We start from the raw sequence: 18,441 nt of genomic DNA, 5'->3' as shown, positions 1-18,441 counted from the left end.
CCCGCTCCCCGGCCCTGACACCCGCATCGTCGAAATGAGGGTGTCCGGACTCGTGGGCACGAGCGGCGAGACGCTCCTCGACACGGTCCAGACCGTCGACGTCGCCGGCGACGAACTCGGCCGCGTGGTGCGCCCGGCCGACCGGCTGCGGCGCCCGGCTCCCGGTCCGGTGGTGCCCGCGCTCGGCCGGTCGATCCCGCGCACCGTCGAAGGCTACCTGTGGAGCGGCATGACGTCCGGCGGCGTCGCGAAGGCCGCCTGGGCGCTGCTGTTCCCGTTCTCGCTGGCCAACGTCGCGTTCTGGATGCTGCCGCCGGTCCACCGCGGCCGCTGGCTCGGCGGCCTGTGCCGCGGCCTGCTGCGGATCGCCTCGGTGCTGCTCACCATGCTGCTGGTCAGCCAGGTCGCGGCGGCGGTGCTGGACCTCGTGGCGACGCAATGCCTCGCTCCCGGACGCGCCTGTCTCACCTGGGTGACCCCGGAACTGCGCAAGGGACCGCTGCGGATCGGCGCCGGCGTCGCCGTGCTTCTCGCGCTGGTCTACGCCCTGCACCGGATCTCGTCGACGAACTGGCGCGTCCGCCAGCCCGAGCATCCCGGCCGCAAAGGCGTCCCGATGCGGTTGCGCGCCGATCCGGAAGCGCCCGGAATGTCCGCGACGCACGCCGTCGCCGCACTCGCCTGCATCGCCCTGCTTTTGCTGGGCGGACCATTCCACGTGCCCACGAAAATCCCGCAATTGATCGCGTGGATTTGCACCCTCGCCCTGGTCCTCGCGGTTTTGCTCGGAGGCGCGATCGGCAGCGACACCGGAGTCATCGCGCGCCGGAGCTTGATCACCTTCGCGACCCTGCTGGTCATCTACGCCACCGTGCTGGCCGCGCCAGTCGACAACCGGTTGCCCGGTGTCGACAACACCGTCGAAGGACTCGGCGGCTCTCTGCTCGTAGTCACCCTGCTCTTCGCGCTCGCGCTGATCCCGTCGGCACTGCTGGCCCGCCCAGCCTGGCGCGACCGCCCGCGCCGGCTCCGCCCGTGGCTCGGCGGCTGGGCAGCGGCCCCGGTACTCGCGCTCGCGGGCCTTCTCGGCGGCGGTTTCGGCGCCGGACTGGCGATCGCCGTCCGAAAACTGCTCCGCACCGAGAAGCTGGCCCTGCCGACGACGTACGACCTGGTCACCGTTCTGTGGGGCGGCGGACTGGGCCTGATGGCCTTGCTCGCCATCGCCGGATACGCCATCGCCGTCCCCCTGCGCCGCCGCCGACGCGGCGTCCCGCCCATCGTCGAACTGATGGAACACGACGAACAACAGGAACAGGACGCCGCCCGAGCCTGGGCACGCTCGGCTTGGGAACGCCGCCACCTGCACCACCTGGCCGTGATCGTCGCCCTCGGCCTCTGCGTCGGCGCGATCGCCCTGTTAGTCGTGCGGTTCGGCTTCAACCTGCAACCAGGCTGGTTCACCACGGTCTCGGCGATCGGCGTATTCGCGCTGGGCGCGCTGGCCGCAGGTCTGCTGCGAGTGGTCTACTCCGCCGCCCGCTCCCCCCAACGAAGCCGCCACCTGGGCGCACTCGCGGACCTGGTCTCTTTCTGGCCGCGCGCCGCCCACCCCGGCGTACCCCCTTGCTACGCGCTCAAGGTCGTCCCCGAACTGGCAGCACGAGTGAAGGAACACTTAGCCGAACCCGGCACCCGAGTCGTGCTGTCCGGCCTGAACCTCGGCAGCATCCTCACCGTGCTCACCGCGGCTCAACTCAACGCCGAACTCCCCCAGGACGAACGCGACCGAGTCGGCCTTCTCACCGCAGGCTCCCCCTTGCAGTGGGGCTACCAGCGCGCGTTCCCCGCAGTCCTGCCGCAGGACTCGCTGGCCGACTTGTTCTCCGCATTGGACGGCCGCTGGCGCGCACTGTGCCGAGGCACCGACATCTTCGGCGGCGGCGTGACCACCTGGCGCCACCAAACGAGCAACGGCCACCTGCTGGGCGAGGGCTACCTCCCCGAAGGCAAATGGGGAGCCCTGGAAACCACCCCGGACGACGCAGGAGTTCTCATCCTCGGCGGCGACCACTGGGTCCCCGATCCCCTGCGCGCCCCCGACGGCCGCAGCCGCTGGGCCCCCGGAGTCCTCAAACACACTGAATACCTGGCCGACCCGGAGTGGGACAACGCCGTAGCGATGGCCGCAGGCCTAGGCCGCCCCAACGGCCGCGCCAGAACCCTAGGCGAACAAGGCTCCCTGTTCGGCGACCTGCCCCGCCCCCGCTAGCTCCGCCGGCAGGGCAGTAAGCGCCACCCTCAGGAACTCAGATTCCCTCAGCCCTGAAACCGGCACCAGCGCACCCAGCGGACCCAAGCACCCACACCGCCCCCGCACCCCGATACGAAGCCTCCCTGCGGTCGGTGGGTGCTTGTCAAGGCATCTTTCCCGCCTTGACAAGCACCCACCGACCGTCAGCACAATCAAGCTTCGGGGTGCGGGGCCAACCCCAAGCGCAATGTCGCCCGCCAGGGCGACGAGCCGCCCCCGAGCGAGATCAGTTAGTCCCGCGACGCCGCACCTTCAGCAGCACCAGCAACGCGCCACCGCCAACGATCAACACCCCGCCAACCCAGAACAGCCAAGCGTTGTCGAACCCGGTGTTGGCCAGACCGCCCCCGGTCCCGTTCTCGTTCCCGGCCGGAACAACAGCCGGAGCACTGGTCGTGGCAGGCGCAGACGTCGCACCAGCCGGAGCCGAGGAGGTAGCCGAGGCACCAGGCGAAGTGGTCGGCGCCTCCGAGGTCGGCTGCGACGGAGTCGTGGTCGGCGTCTCCGAAACCGGCGGCTTGGTCGGCGCGGTCTTGGTGCCGCAGGCGAACCAGTGGCTGATCGTCGGCAGCTGCTCGCCGCGGTTGAACGGCGAGCGCAGCTTCTCCCACGGCGGCGTGGCCGACATGCCGCGCTTGCCCGGCACGTACACGTTGTAGCCAGGCCCGCCCTTGACCACGATCGCGGTGACCGTGACGCCCTCGCCCACCGCGGTGACGTTCAGGTATTTGTCCTTCTGCGTGCCGCCGGTGACGGTGAGGTCGCCCGCGCCGAGCAGGTCGCCGGACACCTTCGCCTCGACGCAGGTGGTCGCGTTGCCCTCGACCGGCTTCGCCCGGTCGTCGTCGGTGGTGCAGGCGAGCGCCGAGGTCGCGGTGCCGAGCAGGGCGAGTCCGGCCACCGCGGCGACCGTGAAACCGGCGCGCAATCTGGTGCTGATGGGCATGGAGTTACTCCTCAGGGAAAAATCCGAACGGGGGATAACACACGCGGAGAACTGCGACCCTCCGTAGGAACCCCGACCACTGTTCGTGCGAATTACCCGAGAGTGATTAACCCGTCAGAGGGAAGACGACGCGGAGGGTATCGCACCGCCACGAGTCCTTTCCCCCAGGGACCGGGTCGCCGCCCGAACCGAGATCCGCGAGTTGCGCATCCGTGACCACCGGTTCCCCGACCGCACGAAAACGGCCCGCCGTCCAAGGTGGACGGCGGGCCGCGGGAACGACGATGCGCGGGTCAGTCGGCGACCGGCGGCGCGGGTTCGGAAACCGCCCCGCCCTGCTCAACGCCCGACTGCCGCTTCCCGAGCAGCGAATGCCGCCGGCTGTAGGCGAAGTAGATGACCACGCCGATCACCATCCAGGCGACGAACCGCAGCCAGGTCAGCACGGTCAGGTTCAGCATCAGCCACAGGCACGCCAGGATCGCCAGCGGCGCGATGACCCACACGCCCGGCACGCGGAACGCGCGCGTCAGGTCCGGGCGGGTCTTGCGCAGCACCAGCACGCCCGCGGACACGAGGATGAACGCGAACAGCGTGCCGACGTTGACCATTTCCTCGAGCTTGTCGGCCGGGAAGAACGTCGCGCCCGCCGCGACCAGTGCGCCGACCACGAGCGTCGCGCGCTTCGGCGTACCGCGGTCGCTCGTCTTGGCCAGCGAACGCGGCATGAGGCCGTCGCGGGACATCGCGAAGATGATCCGCACCTGGCCGAGCATCAGGACCATGACGACGGTGGTCAGCCCGGCCAGCGCCCCGACGGAGATGACGTTCGCGGCCCAGTCGACGCCGTTCGCGGAAAACGCGGTGGCGAGCGTCTTGTGGCTGCCGTCGCCCGCCGAGGTCGACAGGTCGGTGTAAGGCACCATGCCGACGACCACGAGCGACACCGCGACGTACAGGACGGTCACGATCGCCAGCGAGCCGAAAATGCCGCGCGGCACGGCCTTCTGCGGGTTGCGGGTCTCCTCCGCGGTGGTCGCGACGATGTCGAATCCGATGAACGCGAAGAACACGATCGACGCGCCGGCCAGCAGGCCGAAGATGCCGAAGGAACTGCTGCCGCCGCCGGCGAGGAGCGAGAACAGCGACTGGTCGACGCCGCTCGACCCGGATCCGGCGGGCTTGCCCTCGGGAACGAAGGGCGTGTAGTTGCTCGACTTGATGTAGAAGAAGCCGAGGATGACCACGAACAGCACGACGGCGACCTTGATGCCGGTGATCACCATCGAGAACCGCGACGACAGCTTCGTGCCGAGCACCAGCAGCGTCACCAGCGCGGCCACGACGATGAACGCGCCCCAGTCGATGCCGAAACCGCCGCCGAGATCGATCGACGTCTTGGTTCCCTTGCCGAAGATGTACTCCAGCACCGTCTGCAGATAAGACGACCAGCCCTTGGCGACCGCGGCGGCGCCGACGGCCAGCTCAAGGATCAGGTCCCAGCCGATGATCCACGCCATGAACTCGCCGAAAGTGGCGTAGGAGAACGTGTACGCGCTGCCCGCGACCGGGACGGTGGAAGCGAATTCGGCGTAGCACAACGCGGCGAGCGCACAGGCGATCGCCGCGATCACGAACGCGACGGACACCGAAGGACCGGCGAAGTCCCCTGCGGTGCGCGCGGTGAGCGTGAAGATGCCGGCGCCGATGACCACCGCGACGCCGAAGACCGTGAGGTCCCAAGCGCTCAGGTTCCTGCGGAGTTTCGTCTCCGGTTCATCGGTGTCCGAAATGGACTGCTCGATTGACTTAGTGCGCCACAACCCAGTGCCGGGCAACGTTGACCTCCTGCGGTGACCTTCGTGGGGACCGGGCGCCACCCTAGCCTGTCAGTTGGGCGCCAGCTGTCCGGACAGTCAGCGCGTCTCGCGGTCGAGGTCGGGCTCCAGGTAAATCAGCGTCGCGACGGGGACTTTCGCGCGCACGCGGGCCTCGGCGTCGTCGATCGCACCGGCGATCGCGGCGGTGTCGAGACCGGGCACGAGCGCGAGCTTCGCCGCGACGAGCAGCTCGTCCGGGCCGAGGTACTGGGTGCGGATGTGGATGACGCGCTCGACCTTGCCCGCGGCCAGCTCGTCCACAATGGTCGCGAGATCGGTTTCGGTCGCACCTTCGCCGATCAGCAGGCTCTTCATCTCGACGATCAGGATGATCGCGATGACGCCGAGCAGCACCCCGATGAAGACGGTGCCGATGCCGTCGAACACCGGGTTTCCGGTCAGCACCGAAAGCCCGACGCCGAGCAGCGCGAACACGAGGCCGAGCAGCGCGCCGGAGTCCTCCAGCAGCACCACCGGCAGCTCGGGCTCCTTGGCCTGGCGGATGAACCGCCACCAGCTCGCGTTGCCCTTGATCTTGCGCGATTCGCCCATCGCGGTGAGGAAGCTGTAGCCCTCGAGACAGATCGCGACGACCAGAATGACCACCGCGACGACCGGCGTCTCCAGCGGCTGCGGCTCGATGATCTTGTGGATGCCCTCGTAGAGCGCGAACGCCGCGCCGAGGGTGAAGAGCATGAGCGCGACGATGAACGAGTAGAAGTACCGGTCCCGGCCGTAGCCGAACGGATGCTCCTTGGTGGCGCGCCGCTTCGAGGTCTTCTGCCCGAGCAGCAGCAACCCCTGGTTCGACGTGTCGGCCAGCGAGTGCACCGCCTCCGCCAGCATCGACGACGACCCGGTGACCAGGAAGCCGACGAACTTGGCCACCGCGATCCCGGCGTTGGCGGCGAGCGCCGCGATGATCGCCTTGGTTCCCCCGCCAGCTGACACTTCCCGCTCCCTGCTCCGCGCCCGAATTGCCCGGTGGGAGCCTAGAGGAGCCTCGATGGAGGGAAGCGCCGGGCCTGACAATCAGCTGGTCAGATCACAGCTCGCAAGCCCCGGCGGTAGCCCGGAACAGCTGCGACCGCTCCCCGCCCAACGGCCGCACCCGCACCGCGGGATCCGCGGCGGGCAGCCACACCGACTGCCCCCGGCGCAATTCCACCTGCTCCCCGTCCGAGGCGAGCACCAGAAGATCCCCTTCGGTGCACAACAGGATCTGCGGACCGGCCGAATCGACCTCGATCTCGGCGTCGTCGCCGGCCGCCCATTCCATTCGGGACAGTTCGAATTCCGGGGCGTCCGTGTGGTACACCGCCATCCGCTGGCCGGCGCATTCTCCGTGCTGCACCGGCATTTCTCCGCACGCGAAGTCGACCACGCGCAACAGCTCCGGCACGTCCACGTGCTTCGGGGTGAGGCCGCAGCGCAGGATGTTGTCCGAGTTCGCCAGGATCTCCACCGCGGTGCCGTGCAGGTACAGGTGCAGGTTCCCGGCGGGCAGGTAGATCGCTTCACCGGCGCGCAGGGTCAGGCGGTTGAGCAGCAGCGCGGCCAGCACGCCTGCGTCGCGCGGATGGGTCTCGCCCAGTTCCAGGATCGTGCGGCATTCCGTCGCGAACTCGCCGTGGTCCTGGACGTGCCGGACACACGCGTCGAGCACCTCCGGCAGCAATTCGTCCAGCGCGGACTGCGGCAGCGTGATCCAGGTGGTGAACAGCGCACGCAGACCGGCCGGATCCGGTTGGGCTTCCAGCAGGCCGGTGTACTTGCCCAGCCCCGGCGTCTCGATCGCCTTCAGCAGCTTGACCGTGCGGTTCGGGTCGCGGAACCCGGCGAGCGCGTGGAACTCCGTCAGCGCGCAGACCAGCTCCGGCTTCGCCGTCGGGTCGGGGTAGTTCCGGTTCGCGGCGTCGCGCGGGATGCCCAGCTTCTCCTCGCGGGCGTGTCCCTCCGCGGCCTGCGCCGCCGACGGGTGCGCCTGCATCGACAGCGGTTCTTCTGCGGCGAGGATCTTCAGCAGGAACGGCAGCCGGTTGCCCCAGCGCCGCGCGCAGTCCTCGCCGAGCTGGCCGACCGGATCGGCGTCGACGAGTTCGAGCAGGCTCAGTTCGGCGCCGTCCGGGCCGAGCACGTGCGACGGGTCCCCTGGGTGCGCTCCCATCCACAGCTCTGCCTCGGGGTGCGGCGCCGGCACCGGACGTCCCTGCAGCTGCGGGATGGCCGTTCGCGATCCCCAGGCGTAGGGCCGTACGGCGTTGCGCAACAGCTCCACTGTCAACTCCCAATCCTTCCCGTCGGCACTGGGCCGACGCACGCGGCGGCGGAACCGCCTGCCCGCGTTCCCCCCTGCTCCCTCAGGCGGAGGCCGGTTCGTATCTCCCGGCCCCGCCGATGCTGCCCGCCGCCAGCCCCAGGTACACCGCGGCCAGCTCGAACCGCAGCGCCAGCACCGCGGCGCGGACGATCTCGTCGGCCTCGATCTCCTCGGCGGGCGCGATCAGGTCCGCGCCCGGCAGGAACTCCTCGGCTTGGTACCGGGCCGCCTCGGTGGCCGGACCGGTCCGCACCGACAGCAGCAGCACCCGCGTCGCGACTCCACCAGGAGAGTCGTCCGGATCGGCGAAAATGTCTCGCTCCGCGCCGCCCGATTGTGCGACGCGGCGCAAAGCCGGCCGGGCCAGCGCCTGCCGGTAGTCCTCCACGTCGCACACCAGCGCGGCGTGCGCGGCGAACGCGTGCGCCGCGTGCTCGCCGACCGCCACCGCGACCGGGTCGAGCCCCCACAGCAGCGGCACCCGGTCCGCGACCCGCAGCGCGAGCGCTTTCGCCGGATTGGCGAACGACTCGCGAGCCAGGTAGTCCTTCTCCGCTTCGAGGTCGAGCTGGTCGGCGAGCGCCTGCACGTCCGCGACCAGCAGGCCGAGCGCGTTCGCGGTGAGCAGCCCGGCGGCGAGCCCGCGCGGGAACGCCAGCTCCGGCGGCACCGGCACGCGCGGCGCGAGCAGCACGCCCTTGCCCGCCACCGACGCCGCGACCGGTCCTTCGGCGGGCCCGGACAGCACCACCGACGCGCCGAACCGGGCGGCACGCTCCAGCGAAGCGGCCAGCTCGCGGTCGCCCGCGTCGTCGGTGTGCGCGAACACCACGTCCAGCGCGCCGATCCAGGCCGGAACCGATTCGGCCACCACGACCGGCACCGGGCACGACGGCGTGAGCAGCGCGGCCAGCAGCCGGGTGAGCGTGCGGCTCACCCCGGGCCGGTCGATGAGCACCAGCGAACGCGGCCGCCCGACGTCCAGCCGTTCGCTCAGCTCCAGTTCGGCCGCCGCCTCGGCGGTGGCCCGCACCTGCGCGCCCGCCATCGCGGCAGCACGCAGCAACCCCGCGCGGTCGGCGTCGGCCAGCCGCGCGGAGTCGTCGAGCAGGGAATCGTCAAGCATGGTCAAGCACTGTCGCCGTGGTCAGCGTCGGGCCCGGCCGAGCCGGGCAGCGTCGCCTCGTCGAGCAGCAGCACCGGGATGCCGTCGCGCACCGGGTACACCCGGCCGCATTCGGTGCAGGTCAACGCGTCGGCCTCGGCGTCGTCGGGCGTGCCGGGACGCAGCGGCGCGTGATCCGGCGACGGGCACGCGAGGATCTCCAGCAGCTGTGCGTCAAGCGTGATGGCCATAGTTCCTCCATACCACGCGTTGTTGGGGTGTTGAGGGCGCCTTCCGGACACAATCCGGCGCCAGCCGGTCAGGCCCGGACAATGGCCAGCACCTCGGCGGTGAGCGCCTCGACCGCGGCCCGGTCGGCGGCCTCCACGTTGAGCCGCAGCAGCGGTTCGGTGTTGGAGGGGCGCAGGTTGAACCACGCGCCGCCGGGCAGCTGCACGGTGAGCCCGTCCAGCTCGTCGATCTGGACGCCGGACTTGCCCGCGTACGCGTCTTTCACCGCGAGCATCCGCGCGACCTGATCGCTGACCGTCGAGTTGATCTCGCCGGACGCCGCGTAGCGCGAGAAGTCCTGGGTGAGCGCGGACAGCGGGCCGTTCTGCTCGCCGAGCGCGGCCAGGACGTGCAGCGCGGCCAGCATGCCGGTGTCGGCGCGCCAGAAGTCGCGGAAGTAGTAGTGCGCGGAGTGCTCGCCGCCGAAAATCGCACCGGTGCGGGCCATCTCGGCCTTGATGAAGGAGTGCCCGACCCGCGTGCGCACCGGCTTGCCGCCGTGCTCGGCGACGATCTCCGGGACGCCCTTCGACGTGATCAGGTTGTGGATGACCGTTCCGCCCGGCTCCTTGGCCAGCTCGCGCACCGCGACCAGCGCGGTGATCGCGCTCGGGGAGACCGGCTCGCCGCGCTCGTCCACGACGAAGCAGCGGTCCGCGTCGCCGTCGAACGCCAGCCCGGCGTCCGCGCCGACCTCGCGCACCTTGGCCTGCAGGTCGACGATGTTGGCCGGGTCGAGCGGGTTGGCCTCGTGGTTCGGGAAGGTGCCGTCGAGCTCGAAGTACATCGGCACGACCTCGATCGGCAGTCCCTCGAAGACGGTCGGGACGGTGTGCCCGCCCATGCCGTTGCCCGCGTCGACCACGACCTTGAGCGGCCGCGAGCCGGAAAGGTCGACGAGATTGCGCAGGTAAGCGGCGTAGTCGCTGAGGACGTCACGCTCGGAGACGGTGCCGCGCTGGCCTTCGAAGGCGGGGACGCCCTGCTCGACGGTGTCGCGGATCTCAGCGAGGCCGGTGTCCTGCCCGACCGGCGAGGCTCCGGCGCGGCACATCTTGATGCCGTTGTACTTCGCGGGGTTGTGGCTCGCGGTGAACATCGCGCCCGGCAGGTTGAGCGAGCCGGAGGCGAAGTAGAGCTGGTCGGTGCTGGCCAGGCCGATCGACACCACGTCGAGGCCCTGGGAGGTCACCCCGTCGGCGAACGCCGCGGACAGCTCCGGCGACGAATCGCGCATGTCGTGGCCGATCACCACGGCCGGCGCCTCGGGTTTGATGAGCAGCGCGAACGCGGCCCCGAAGTCCCGGACGAGGGCGGCGTCGAGCTGTTCGCCGACCACGCCGCGAATGTCGTAGGCCTTCACGATGCCCGAAAGGTCTGGCACGCCTTCTCCCCGCCGCTAGTTCCGTGGCGACGCCACTCGCGCCGCGGGCGAAAGCCTACCGGTCGGGGGGACGGCTCAGGCGCGCCCCGGGAGGACGCGCAGATGGCCGCGCCTGCCGGAGGGCCCTTCGGGCTCGGGCTGCGCGGGCGGGACGTCGGAGCGGCCGGCCTCGCGGACCGCCTCGGCCAGCGCGGTCAGCTCGTCGGCGGACTGCTCAGGAGCGGCGAAGGCCCCTTCGTGGCGGACGACTTCCCAGCCCTTCGGGACGGTCAGCCGCAGCGCGTGGGCCTCGCAGAGGTCGTAAGAATGCGGTTCGGAAGCGGTGGCCAGCGGCCCGACGACCGCGGTCGAGTCCTGGTAGGCATACGTGAGCGTGGCGACAGCGGGTTCGAGGCAACCCGTTCGCGAACATTTCCGTACGCTCCGCACGATCCGAAACGATAGCGCGTCGCCGCAAGCGAGTACCGGCGACACGCGCGTTCCCCTGGCGACCGCATAGACTTGGACGGTGGCGACGGCTCGTGACTACCGACAACGGCAGCGGCTGCGACGGGACCGGCACGGCCGGGGCCTGCGCGGAACGCTCTATCCGGCGTCCCTGCCCGCGGCCGCGAGCCGCGCGGAACGCTTCGACGCCCTGGTGCTGGACGCCCTGGAGCCCATCGAAGCCCGCTGGCGGCACGAGCTGACGAAACTGGACGTAGCGGTAGACGACGTCCCCGAAGTCCGCATGGACGGCCGAGCCCCCGCAGACGGCGTGCTCCACGACGGAGCAGTCCCCCTGTCCCGCCTGGTGCCCGCCGGAGTCGACCGAACCGGCCTGCCCACGCGCGCCCGCATCGTCCTCTACCGCCGCCCGCTCGAGGCCCGCGCCAAAGACCCGTCCGAACTGGCGGACCTAGTCCACGACGTCCTGGTCGAGCAGGTCGCCGGCTACCTGGGCGTAGAACCAGACGTCATCGAAGGCGACTGACCCTCCGCCTACGGACCGCAGCCGATCCGAAGCCGCCCAGCGCAATCAACCTTCGGGGTGCCCCACGCCCACCCGGGTGCAATGTCGCTGCCATGCGACGAGCCTCTCAGTCCCGCCGCCGAGACGGAATAGCCGTCAACGCCGTAAACAACACCGCAGCCAACTGCACCAACAGCAACAACCCCCGCTCAGTCCCAGGAAACGTCACCGACACCTCTGAAGACTTCGCAGGCACAGACACCGCGACCTGGTGCCCCCAGGCAGGCACGATCGGCACAGCCTTCCCGTCAACGCTGGCCTGCCACCCGGCCTCCTGCTCAGCCGCCAGCACGAGCAACCGCCCAGTCGGCCCCTCAGAAGCCCGCACCCGGACGTCCGGCAACCGAGCAGCCACCGGTGAAATCCCCGGGTTGGTCCCCGGCGCACCCCCACCGGTCACCGCCTGCTTGGCCAGCTCCGGCGAGATCAACGCCACCTCCCCGGACTTGGGCAGCAACCGCAACGTAGGCCGCCCGTCCGACATCGGCGCAGCCACCGCGGCAAGATCACTGGCCGCAGCAGCAAACGCCCGAGCATCCGTCCCCGCGGGCAACACCACGTACTGCACGCCTGAAGCCGCAGCAGCCGCGTACACCCGCTTCAACGCCGCGACATCCCCTTGTCCCAGCCCACGCCGCCACTCCGCCAACCGCTCCGGGGTTCCCTTGACCGGCGCGAGCTCGTCATCCCCAAAGAGCGCCAACCGCCCCCCGGTCTGCCGAACCTGCCCAGCACTGACGTCCAGCACCGCCCGTCCGGTAGCCGCGACATCCGCCGCCACCTCAGGCGCGAGCTGCGGCCGCGCCGCCGCCGTCAACGGCCCCTCCGAACCAGTCGCGACCGCCCCGGCAGCCAGCGCAGCCACCACTACAACCCCAGCAACCGCCAGCACCTTCGGCAGCCACGCGGCAGGCATCGCCGAGCCACCCCGCTGCCAAGTCGCCAGCACGGCCCACAACAGCCCAGCCCCAACGACGAGCAACGGCACCCCGGCATACCCGGACGCAGGCGCCCCGCCCTGCATCGGCGTCAACTGCACCTGCCGCACCAACACCACGCCGATCAGCCCCAGCACCGCAAGCGCCAGCCCGCCAACGACCTGCTTCCGCGGCCGCACCACGAGCGCGACAAGCGTCGCCGCGAGCACCACGACCCCGATCGGCCACGCTCCCGGCCCGCCCGGCGTGAGCCCAGCGAGATCCGTAGCCGACGCAGGCGCCGCCGGACCGCCGAGACCTTGCAGCAGCAGTTCCGGATGCCGCAGCAGCACAGTCGGCCAGGGCAGCAGCAGAACCAGCGGCAACAGCACGACAATCCCGACCGACGCCACCCGCCGAGCCAGCCCGGACGGCGCGGGCAACACCACGAACCCGACGAGCAGACCCACCAGCGCAAGCCCATGCGCGAGCGGCGAAAACGCCCCAAGCAACGCGACGCCGAACGCCGACAGCGCTGAGACGTGCAGCCACCGCGTCCCCGGCCGAGTCAGCAACCGAACGATGCCCGCCACCACGAGCGGCAGCACGAGATGCACTACAACCACATCAAGCCGCCCCTGCGCGACCGACGCCGTGGCGGCAGGAAGCAACGCGTACGTCGCGGCAACAGCAGCGCGCACCCAGCGGCGCACAGCGAGCTTGCGAGTGGCGACGTACGCGCTGAGCGCGGCGAGCGGGATGTCGCCGATGAGCAAGATCGCCACGAGCGCGGCCGGGCCGCCGATCGGAGCGAAGATCGCGCCGATCGTGCCCAGCACCGGCAGCGTGGCGGGAGCGGGCGCGCCGGTGCCGCCCGCGACCGAATGCCACGGCGACAGGTACGTCGACCAGATCTCGCCGAGCCCGCCGACCGGCAGCAGTTGGCCGCCCCACAGGTCGAGACCGAGCCGTCCGCGGTTGAGCACCAAAGCCAGCGCGGTGAGCAGAACGACCAGCACCACCGGCGGCGCGAAGACGGTCGCGGCGAGCACCCGTCGCCGGTTGACCTCCACGAACACCAGATCCGGTTCCGGCGCGGCCGGTTCCGGACGAGGTGACGGCGACGGCTGGGCCGTGGTCTCCTCGACCGGCTCAGTGTCCTCTTCGGACACCGGGGCTTCCGGCAGGGTGACCGCGACGACCGTGCCCGGACGGCGCAGCCCCCGGCCGCGAGTGCTCAGCCCGCGCAGCGCACCGGCGGGCAAGGCGTCCGGACCGACCGGACGCGCGCCGGACGCGGCGAGCGCCTCCGGCGGAATCCACGCCGACTCCTGCTCGACGCTTTCCGGCACCGTCCCGAGTGCTACATCGCTCTGTACCCCGCGCCGGACGAGTCCGACCACCCCGGCGCTGATCGCGTTGCGCAGCCTCGCGATCCGGCTCGTGAAGAGCCCGCGGACGGTGCCCGGCCGCGGCTGCTCGCGCCGCCACGCACGGGCCGTGCGGAGATTTCCCTTGCCCCCGCACAGGTATCCGAGCGCGGCCAGTTCCGCGCCTGCTTCGGTGGTGCGCCGCAGCACGAAGAACACGAACGCGCGCAGCACCAGCATGACCGGCAGCCGGACGAGCCCGAACCAGAACGACGGGGCCGAGCAGTTCACGAGAAAGACGCGTACGCCGTGCGAACGGTTCAGCGCGGCCAGCGGACGGCCGGCGGCGTCCGGGGTGCGCTGCCCGGTGGACAGGGCGCGAGCGTGCCGGACGCGCGCGGAGGGCACCGACAGCACGAGCGAGCCCGCCGCGTTGGCGCGCCAGCCGAAGTCGAGATCCTCGCGCAGCAACGGGAAGTCCTCGTCGTAGCCGCCGAGTGCGTCCCAGAGTTCCCGCTGCACCAACGATCCGGCGCTCGGGACGGCGAGGACCTCGCTGGGTTCGCCGTCCGGCGCGGCCATCTGCTGGCGGTGCCCGGAGGCGTCGGTGGACAGCCCCGCCTCGACGATCAGCCGCGGATCGGTCCAGTCGGTGCCGAGCGGCCCCAGCACTTTCGCGGACGGGTTTTCCTCCGCGGCGCGGACGAGCTGGTCGAGGCAGTCGGGTTCGGGGGCGCAGTCGTCGTGCAGCACCCACAGCCAGGTTCCCGGGTCGCCCCACCGTTCCACCGCGTGCGCGACGCCCGCGGCGACCGCCTCCGCGAACCCGGTTTCACTCGTCAGAGTGACAACTCCGGACAGCACCGGCTCCTCGGCGGCCGCTCCCGGCTGCGCTGCGTCGGCGAGCAGTTTCGCGGTACGGTCGGTTGATCCGGTGTCCACGGCGAGCACGTGCCGCGGACGGACTGTGCTGCGCCGCAACGCGGAAAGCGCCAGCGGCAGCCATTCTTCGCCGTCGTGACAGACCACAATGGCCAGAACGGGCAACGTCCGCACAGCGGGCGGAACGACAGTGCGAGGCAAGAACGGCTCCTGCTCGGACGGGACGATGGGTGCGGTCACCCTACGGCCTGCGCCGAAGGGCGGGCACCGGCCCACGCCGCGCGTCCGGCGGATCCCACCGCGTGGACGAACCGAGACAAAAGAAATTCCGCGAGTGCCGAACCCGCACTCAAGCGAGCGACCGGCGGCACCCGATTCGGCCGCGAGATCCGCGGCGTCCCGGGGGTTCCGGCGCGGAAGACGAAGATCACAAAGAGAACCGCGGCACAGCACCGATTTTCCGGCGGCCGTGACGGCACTTCCGCCCTCACGCTCGCCGCCGGACCGGGCCGCGTGAGTCTGGCGAATGTGCCCGGCACCACCTCGGCGAGGACTCCCATCCCGCCGTGGCGCACCGGCCGCAGCACTCGCTCGCCGCCAGCCGGCGACGGGGCGCGCCCCCGGTCCGCGTGGACCGGGGGAGCCGAAACCCGTTTAGACGGCCCGTTTCTTCAGCTTGCGACGTTCCCGTTCGGACAGTCCGCCCCAGATGCCGAAGCGCTCGTCGTGCGCCAGCGCATACTCGAGACAGTCGTCCTTGACCTCGCAGCCAAGGCAAATCCGCTTGGCCTCGCGGGTCGAGCCGCCCTTCTCGGGGAAGAACGCCTCCGGGTCGGTCTGCGCGCACAGGGCGCGCTCCTGCCAGTCCTGCTCCTCGGGGACGTCGAAAAGGTCGGTCAGATCCCCGAGCTGCTGCTCCGGGTTCTCTCCCCAACCCACGACGTGCCCCCATTCCCTGTTGTCCGCTTCCAACCGCACGTCCGCCTCCTCGCTCCTACGCACTCCCCAGGCTGGCGGTGGTGAAACGACACCCGCTGCCCCCTCCGACAGCGAATGACATCACTGTGATTACACCTGTGTAGTGCGGCCAGGTCAAGCCGAGTAGCGAGTTCGGGGGATCTCTGTGCCCGGGTGCGCAAGGGGACACGCCGAAGACTTCACACCGGGCATACGGAAGACTGGTGGGGTGCAGAGATCAGCAGTGCGTCCGAGCCCGATCTTCCTCGGCATCCTCGCCGTCGCCGTCGCCGGTGGTTTCCTGGCTGCATACGGTGATTCCACGACTCTTCTCGGTTCCCGCGATCCGATGTTCATCGCGGGCGTCGTGCTCCTCGTCGCGGGCGGCTGGATGACGTCGCTGACGCTCCACGAGTTCGGGCACGCCTTCGTCGCCTTCCGCGGCGGTGATCACGAGATCGCTCACAAGGGGTACCTCTCGCTGGACGTCCGGCGCTACGCCGACCCCGTCCTGTCCTTCGTGCTTCCGCTCATCTTCTTGCTGATCGGCGGCATCCCGCTGCCCGGCGGCGCGGTGTGGATCAACCGCGGCGCGCTGCGCAACCGTGCCACCGCGTCGTGGACCTCGCTGGCCGGCCCGCTCAGCAACCTCGCCGTCGGCGCCGCGCTGTGTCTCGCGACGATGCTGATCCCGATGGCGTCCGGCCTCTTCTACGCGATGTCGTACCTCGCGCTGCTGCAGATGATGACCTTCCTGATCAACATCCTGCCGGTGCCGGGACTGGACGGCTGGGGCGCGCTGGAGCCGTACCTCTCACCGCAAGCCCGGGCGTTCGGCGCGCGGGTGCGGCCGTGGGCTCCGCTGGTGCTCTTCGCGCTGTTCTTCCTTTTCCGGCCGGTGTCGGATCTGCTCTGGACGATCGCCGGGGCCATCTACGAACCGCTCGGCGGCAACGCGATCGCGGCCGCCGTCGGGCAGAAGGCGTTCCTCTTCTGGCACTGAGGGCTCAGGCCCACTCCCGGTGGGCCATGAGCCACGCGTGCGCGCGCTTCCAGACCTTTTTGAGCCCGGAGCGCTCGCCGAGGTAGTCGCCCGCCGCGCCGACCACCGGCAGCATCCCGAGCACCCGGTGGAACCATCGGCCGCGCGGGCGCTTCTCGAGTTCGCCGGTGATCCCCCACAGCGATTTGCCGAGGTGCCAGAGCGTGCTGGCGACGGCTTTCGCGGTCACCTTGCCGTGTTTGCGGTGGGATTCGTCGAGGTCCTCGGTGAGCCGCGCGGTCTCACTGTCCTCTGCGGACTTCGCGGACTTGTCATGGCTCGCGCCCGCCGCGAGGTCGGCGTCGATGTCGCGTTCGAACAGCACCGAGGCGATCAGCCGGACGCGGCTGCCGACGTCGGTCACGCCGTACTCCCCCGCGATCGCGCACAGCACCAGTCCCTGCGACGCCGCGCCGAGGGTGTCCTGCACCGGCAGCCGGTCGGCGAGCGCGCCGCCGAGTCCGGGGATCGACGTCAGCAGCGAGGTGAGCCTGCCGACGCGGTTGACCCACCAGCTCGCGCGCTGGTCGATGTCCATCGCCGCCCATCCCGCGGTGCCGGGCACCTTCACCGTCGTCAGCGCGTGGAGCATTTTCTTCTTGAAGCCCGCGTCGGAGAATTCGCCCTCGCCGCGCCGGGCCCGCGCCTGCAGGCCGAACGGGTCCGCCTCGCGCAGGGCGTCGATCATCGGCGCGCAAGCACGGACGAACGGGCGCAGGATCGCGACGACCTGACGGTCCGAAATGGCCTCAGACACGGGCGCCTCCCTTCGCCGCGGCCCGGCCGAGCCCGCCGCCGAGGACCAACGCGGCGGGCAAGGCACTCGCGCCGAGCAGCAGCAGCGCGCGCCAGTCCTGGACCAGCACGACATCGCCGCCCGGACCGAACAGGCCGACCCCGAACACGACGAGTACCCACACCAGCAGCGGTACGAACGAGAGCCCGGGGCGGACGAGCTTCGCCGCGGTCAGCACGAGCCACGGCGTGGTGACCGCGCCGACCACCGCGGTGATCGGGAACGGCACCTCGCCGAGCGGGCCGAGCCGCAGCGGGAGGAAGAACAGTTCGAGCAGCGCCAGCACGACCGCGTCGAACGCCAGCAGCACCAGCATCAGCCACTGGTCGCGAGTGAGCGGGGCGGACACCGTCACCACCCGCCGAACAGGTCGGTCCCGGCTCCGGCGGCGTCGCCGTGGGCGAGCACGAAGTATTCGGCGGACGGGATCGGCTGCGCGATGTTGTTGGTCAGCGCGAAGTGGCTGACCGCGCCGTCGACCACGGTCAGCTGGGTTTCGTGCGCGCGCAGTGCGGCCAGCTTCGTCTGCCGGTGCGCGGAGATGTCGACCACAGTGGTGATCTTGCCGTCCGGAGTGGACGGAAGCTCGCCGTCGGCGGCCACCCGGAACGGTGAAGTTCCGTCGGCGCGCAGTTCGGCCAGGCCGACGGTGAGCGCGGCTTCGGACTGGACCACGTGGAAGACCCGCTGGACAGACGGGGCGTCCGGGGCCGCCGCCATGGTGATCTCGTGCGCGCGGATGTGGTCTGGGTGGCCGTAGCCGCCGAAGGAGTCATAGGTGACGACTACCTGCGGGGCGAAATCGTCGATCAGTTCGCGCAGCTGAGCGGTCTGCTCCGCCGCCGGCCCGCCGGTGAACGCCCTCGGGTGCGCGGCAGCGGGCGTGCCCGCCATGCCCGAATCGCGCCAGCGGCCGATGCCGCCGAGGTACTCGTGGCGCGCGAGGCCGAGCGCGGCGGCCGCTGCGGCCATTTCCCCGGATCGGTATCCGCCGAGCTGGTCGGCCTCCGCCGCGACGAGCCGCGCGAGCCGGGGCGGGACGATTTCGCCCTCTTCGCCGAGCGTGCAGGTCACGACGCACACCTCGGCGCCTTCGGCCGCGTAACGCGCGATGACCCCGCCGGTGGCGATGCTTTCGTCGTCCGGGTGCGCGTGGACCAGCAGCAGCTTCCGCTTCACGCCCTCAGGTTAATGACCGGTGGGTCCGTGGCCGGGAGGCCGACCC

The 18,441-nt window shown here is 70.7% G+C and carries 16 protein-coding genes; 3 read left to right on the top strand and 13 right to left on the bottom strand.

Features of this window, described 5'->3' with window-relative positions; all coding sequences use genetic code 11:
* Positions 1-34: 34 nt before the first annotated feature.
* Positions 35-2,272: a hypothetical protein gene (locus tag H4281_RS06845; RefSeq protein ID WP_182890261.1), complete on the top strand. Its 2,238-nt coding sequence runs from the start codon at positions 35-37 to the stop codon at positions 2,270-2,272.
* Positions 2,273-2,540: 268 nt separating this feature from the next.
* Here H4281_RS06845 and H4281_RS06840 read toward each other — a convergent pair whose 3' ends face one another.
* From H4281_RS06840 to H4281_RS06805, 8 genes are all read right to left on the bottom strand, one after another.
* Entirely contained in the window at positions 2,541-3,260 is a 720-nt protein-coding gene (locus H4281_RS06840) for an LPXTG cell wall anchor domain-containing protein (protein WP_182889984.1), read from the bottom strand.
* Between the two features lie 293 nt (positions 3,261-3,553).
* Complete coding sequence (locus tag H4281_RS06835) at positions 3,554-5,098, bottom strand: amino acid permease (RefSeq protein WP_182889983.1); 1,545 nt, start codon at positions 5,096-5,098, stop codon at positions 3,554-3,556.
* A 78-nt stretch (positions 5,099-5,176) separates the two neighbouring features.
* A complete protein-coding gene (locus H4281_RS06830) occupies positions 5,177-6,091 on the bottom strand; it encodes a cation diffusion facilitator family transporter (protein ID WP_182889982.1) in 915 nt (304 codons plus the stop codon).
* Positions 6,092-6,185: 94 nt separating this feature from the next.
* Positions 6,186-7,418, bottom strand: a complete 1,233-nt coding sequence (gene manA, locus H4281_RS06825; protein ID WP_182890260.1) for a mannose-6-phosphate isomerase, class I — start codon at positions 7,416-7,418, stop codon at positions 6,186-6,188.
* Positions 7,419-7,500: 82 nt separating this feature from the next.
* A complete protein-coding gene (locus H4281_RS06820) occupies positions 7,501-8,586 on the bottom strand; it encodes a hypothetical protein (protein ID WP_182889981.1) in 1,086 nt (361 codons plus the stop codon).
* 2 nt (positions 8,587-8,588) lie between these two features.
* On the bottom strand, positions 8,589-8,816 hold the full coding sequence (locus H4281_RS06815) for a Trm112 family protein (RefSeq protein ID WP_101437810.1): 228 nt from the start codon (positions 8,814-8,816) through the stop codon (positions 8,589-8,591).
* Positions 8,817-8,884: 68 nt separating this feature from the next.
* Positions 8,885-10,240: a phosphomannomutase/phosphoglucomutase gene (locus H4281_RS06810; RefSeq protein ID WP_182889980.1), complete on the bottom strand. Its 1,356-nt coding sequence runs from the start codon at positions 10,238-10,240 to the stop codon at positions 8,885-8,887.
* A 75-nt stretch (positions 10,241-10,315) separates the two neighbouring features.
* Positions 10,316-10,669: a DUF3499 domain-containing protein gene (locus H4281_RS06805; protein ID WP_037718335.1), complete on the bottom strand. Its 354-nt coding sequence runs from the start codon at positions 10,667-10,669 to the stop codon at positions 10,316-10,318.
* Positions 10,670-10,748: 79 nt separating this feature from the next.
* On the opposite strand from H4281_RS06805, the gene H4281_RS06800 reads away from it, so the two are divergent.
* Positions 10,749-11,213, top strand: coding sequence for a metallopeptidase family protein (locus H4281_RS06800; protein WP_009083045.1), 465 nt, complete (start codon positions 10,749-10,751; stop codon positions 11,211-11,213).
* A 106-nt stretch (positions 11,214-11,319) separates the two neighbouring features.
* Here H4281_RS06800 and H4281_RS06795 read toward each other — a convergent pair whose 3' ends face one another.
* Together H4281_RS06795 and H4281_RS06790 are read right to left on the bottom strand one after the other, a co-directional pair.
* Positions 11,320-14,622: a glycosyltransferase family 2 protein gene (locus H4281_RS06795; RefSeq protein ID WP_182889979.1), complete on the bottom strand. Its 3,303-nt coding sequence runs from the start codon at positions 14,620-14,622 to the stop codon at positions 11,320-11,322.
* A 453-nt stretch (positions 14,623-15,075) separates the two neighbouring features.
* Positions 15,076-15,399, bottom strand: a complete 324-nt coding sequence (locus H4281_RS06790) for a WhiB family transcriptional regulator (protein WP_037355639.1) — start codon at positions 15,397-15,399, stop codon at positions 15,076-15,078.
* Between the two features lie 223 nt (positions 15,400-15,622).
* Here H4281_RS06790 and H4281_RS06785 point away from each other — a divergent pair, with 223 nt between their 5' ends.
* The gene (locus H4281_RS06785) at positions 15,623-16,381 is read left to right on the top strand and encodes a site-2 protease family protein (protein WP_182890257.1); all 759 of its coding nucleotides are present in this window, start codon (positions 15,623-15,625) and stop codon (positions 16,379-16,381) included.
* 4 nt (positions 16,382-16,385) lie between these two features.
* Here H4281_RS06785 and H4281_RS06780 read toward each other — a convergent pair whose 3' ends face one another.
* From H4281_RS06780 to mshB, 3 genes are read right to left on the bottom strand one after another with little or no spacing between them, the layout of a single operon-like run.
* Positions 16,386-17,177: a hypothetical protein gene (locus tag H4281_RS06780; RefSeq protein ID WP_182889978.1), complete on the bottom strand. Its 792-nt coding sequence runs from the start codon at positions 17,175-17,177 to the stop codon at positions 16,386-16,388.
* Entirely contained in the window at positions 17,170-17,571 is a 402-nt protein-coding gene (locus H4281_RS06775; protein ID WP_182890256.1) for a hypothetical protein, read from the bottom strand. Before H4281_RS06775 ends, H4281_RS06780 begins: the two co-directional genes overlap by 8 nt.
* Positions 17,568-18,395, bottom strand: a complete 828-nt coding sequence (mshB, locus tag H4281_RS06770; protein ID WP_182889977.1) for an N-acetyl-1-D-myo-inositol-2-amino-2-deoxy-alpha-D-glucopyranoside deacetylase — start codon at positions 18,393-18,395, stop codon at positions 17,568-17,570. Before mshB ends, H4281_RS06775 begins: the two co-directional genes overlap by 4 nt.
* Between the last annotated feature and the right edge of the window lie 46 nt (positions 18,396-18,441).

This window comes from Amycolatopsis dendrobii (assembly GCF_014145675.1).
Classification (GTDB): Bacteria; Actinomycetota; Actinomycetes; order Mycobacteriales; family Pseudonocardiaceae; genus Amycolatopsis; species Amycolatopsis dendrobii.
This window is presented reverse-complemented; position numbering and strand designations above follow the sequence as displayed.

Excerpts from the sequence above, each read along its gene's own strand:
- H4281_RS06845 (WP_182890261.1), top strand. The coding sequence starts at position 35 with ATGAGGGTGTCCGGACTCGTGGGCACGAGCGGCGAGACGCTCCTCGAC.
- H4281_RS06820 (WP_182889981.1), bottom strand. The coding sequence starts at position 8,586 with ATGCTTGACGATTCCCTGCTCGACGACTCCGCGCGGCTGGCCGACGCC.
- H4281_RS06840 (WP_182889984.1), bottom strand. The coding sequence starts at position 3,260 with ATGCCCATCAGCACCAGATTGCGCGCCGGTTTCACGGTCGCCGCGGTG.
- H4281_RS06815 (WP_101437810.1), bottom strand. The coding sequence starts at position 8,816 with ATGGCCATCACGCTTGACGCACAGCTGCTGGAGATCCTCGCGTGCCCG.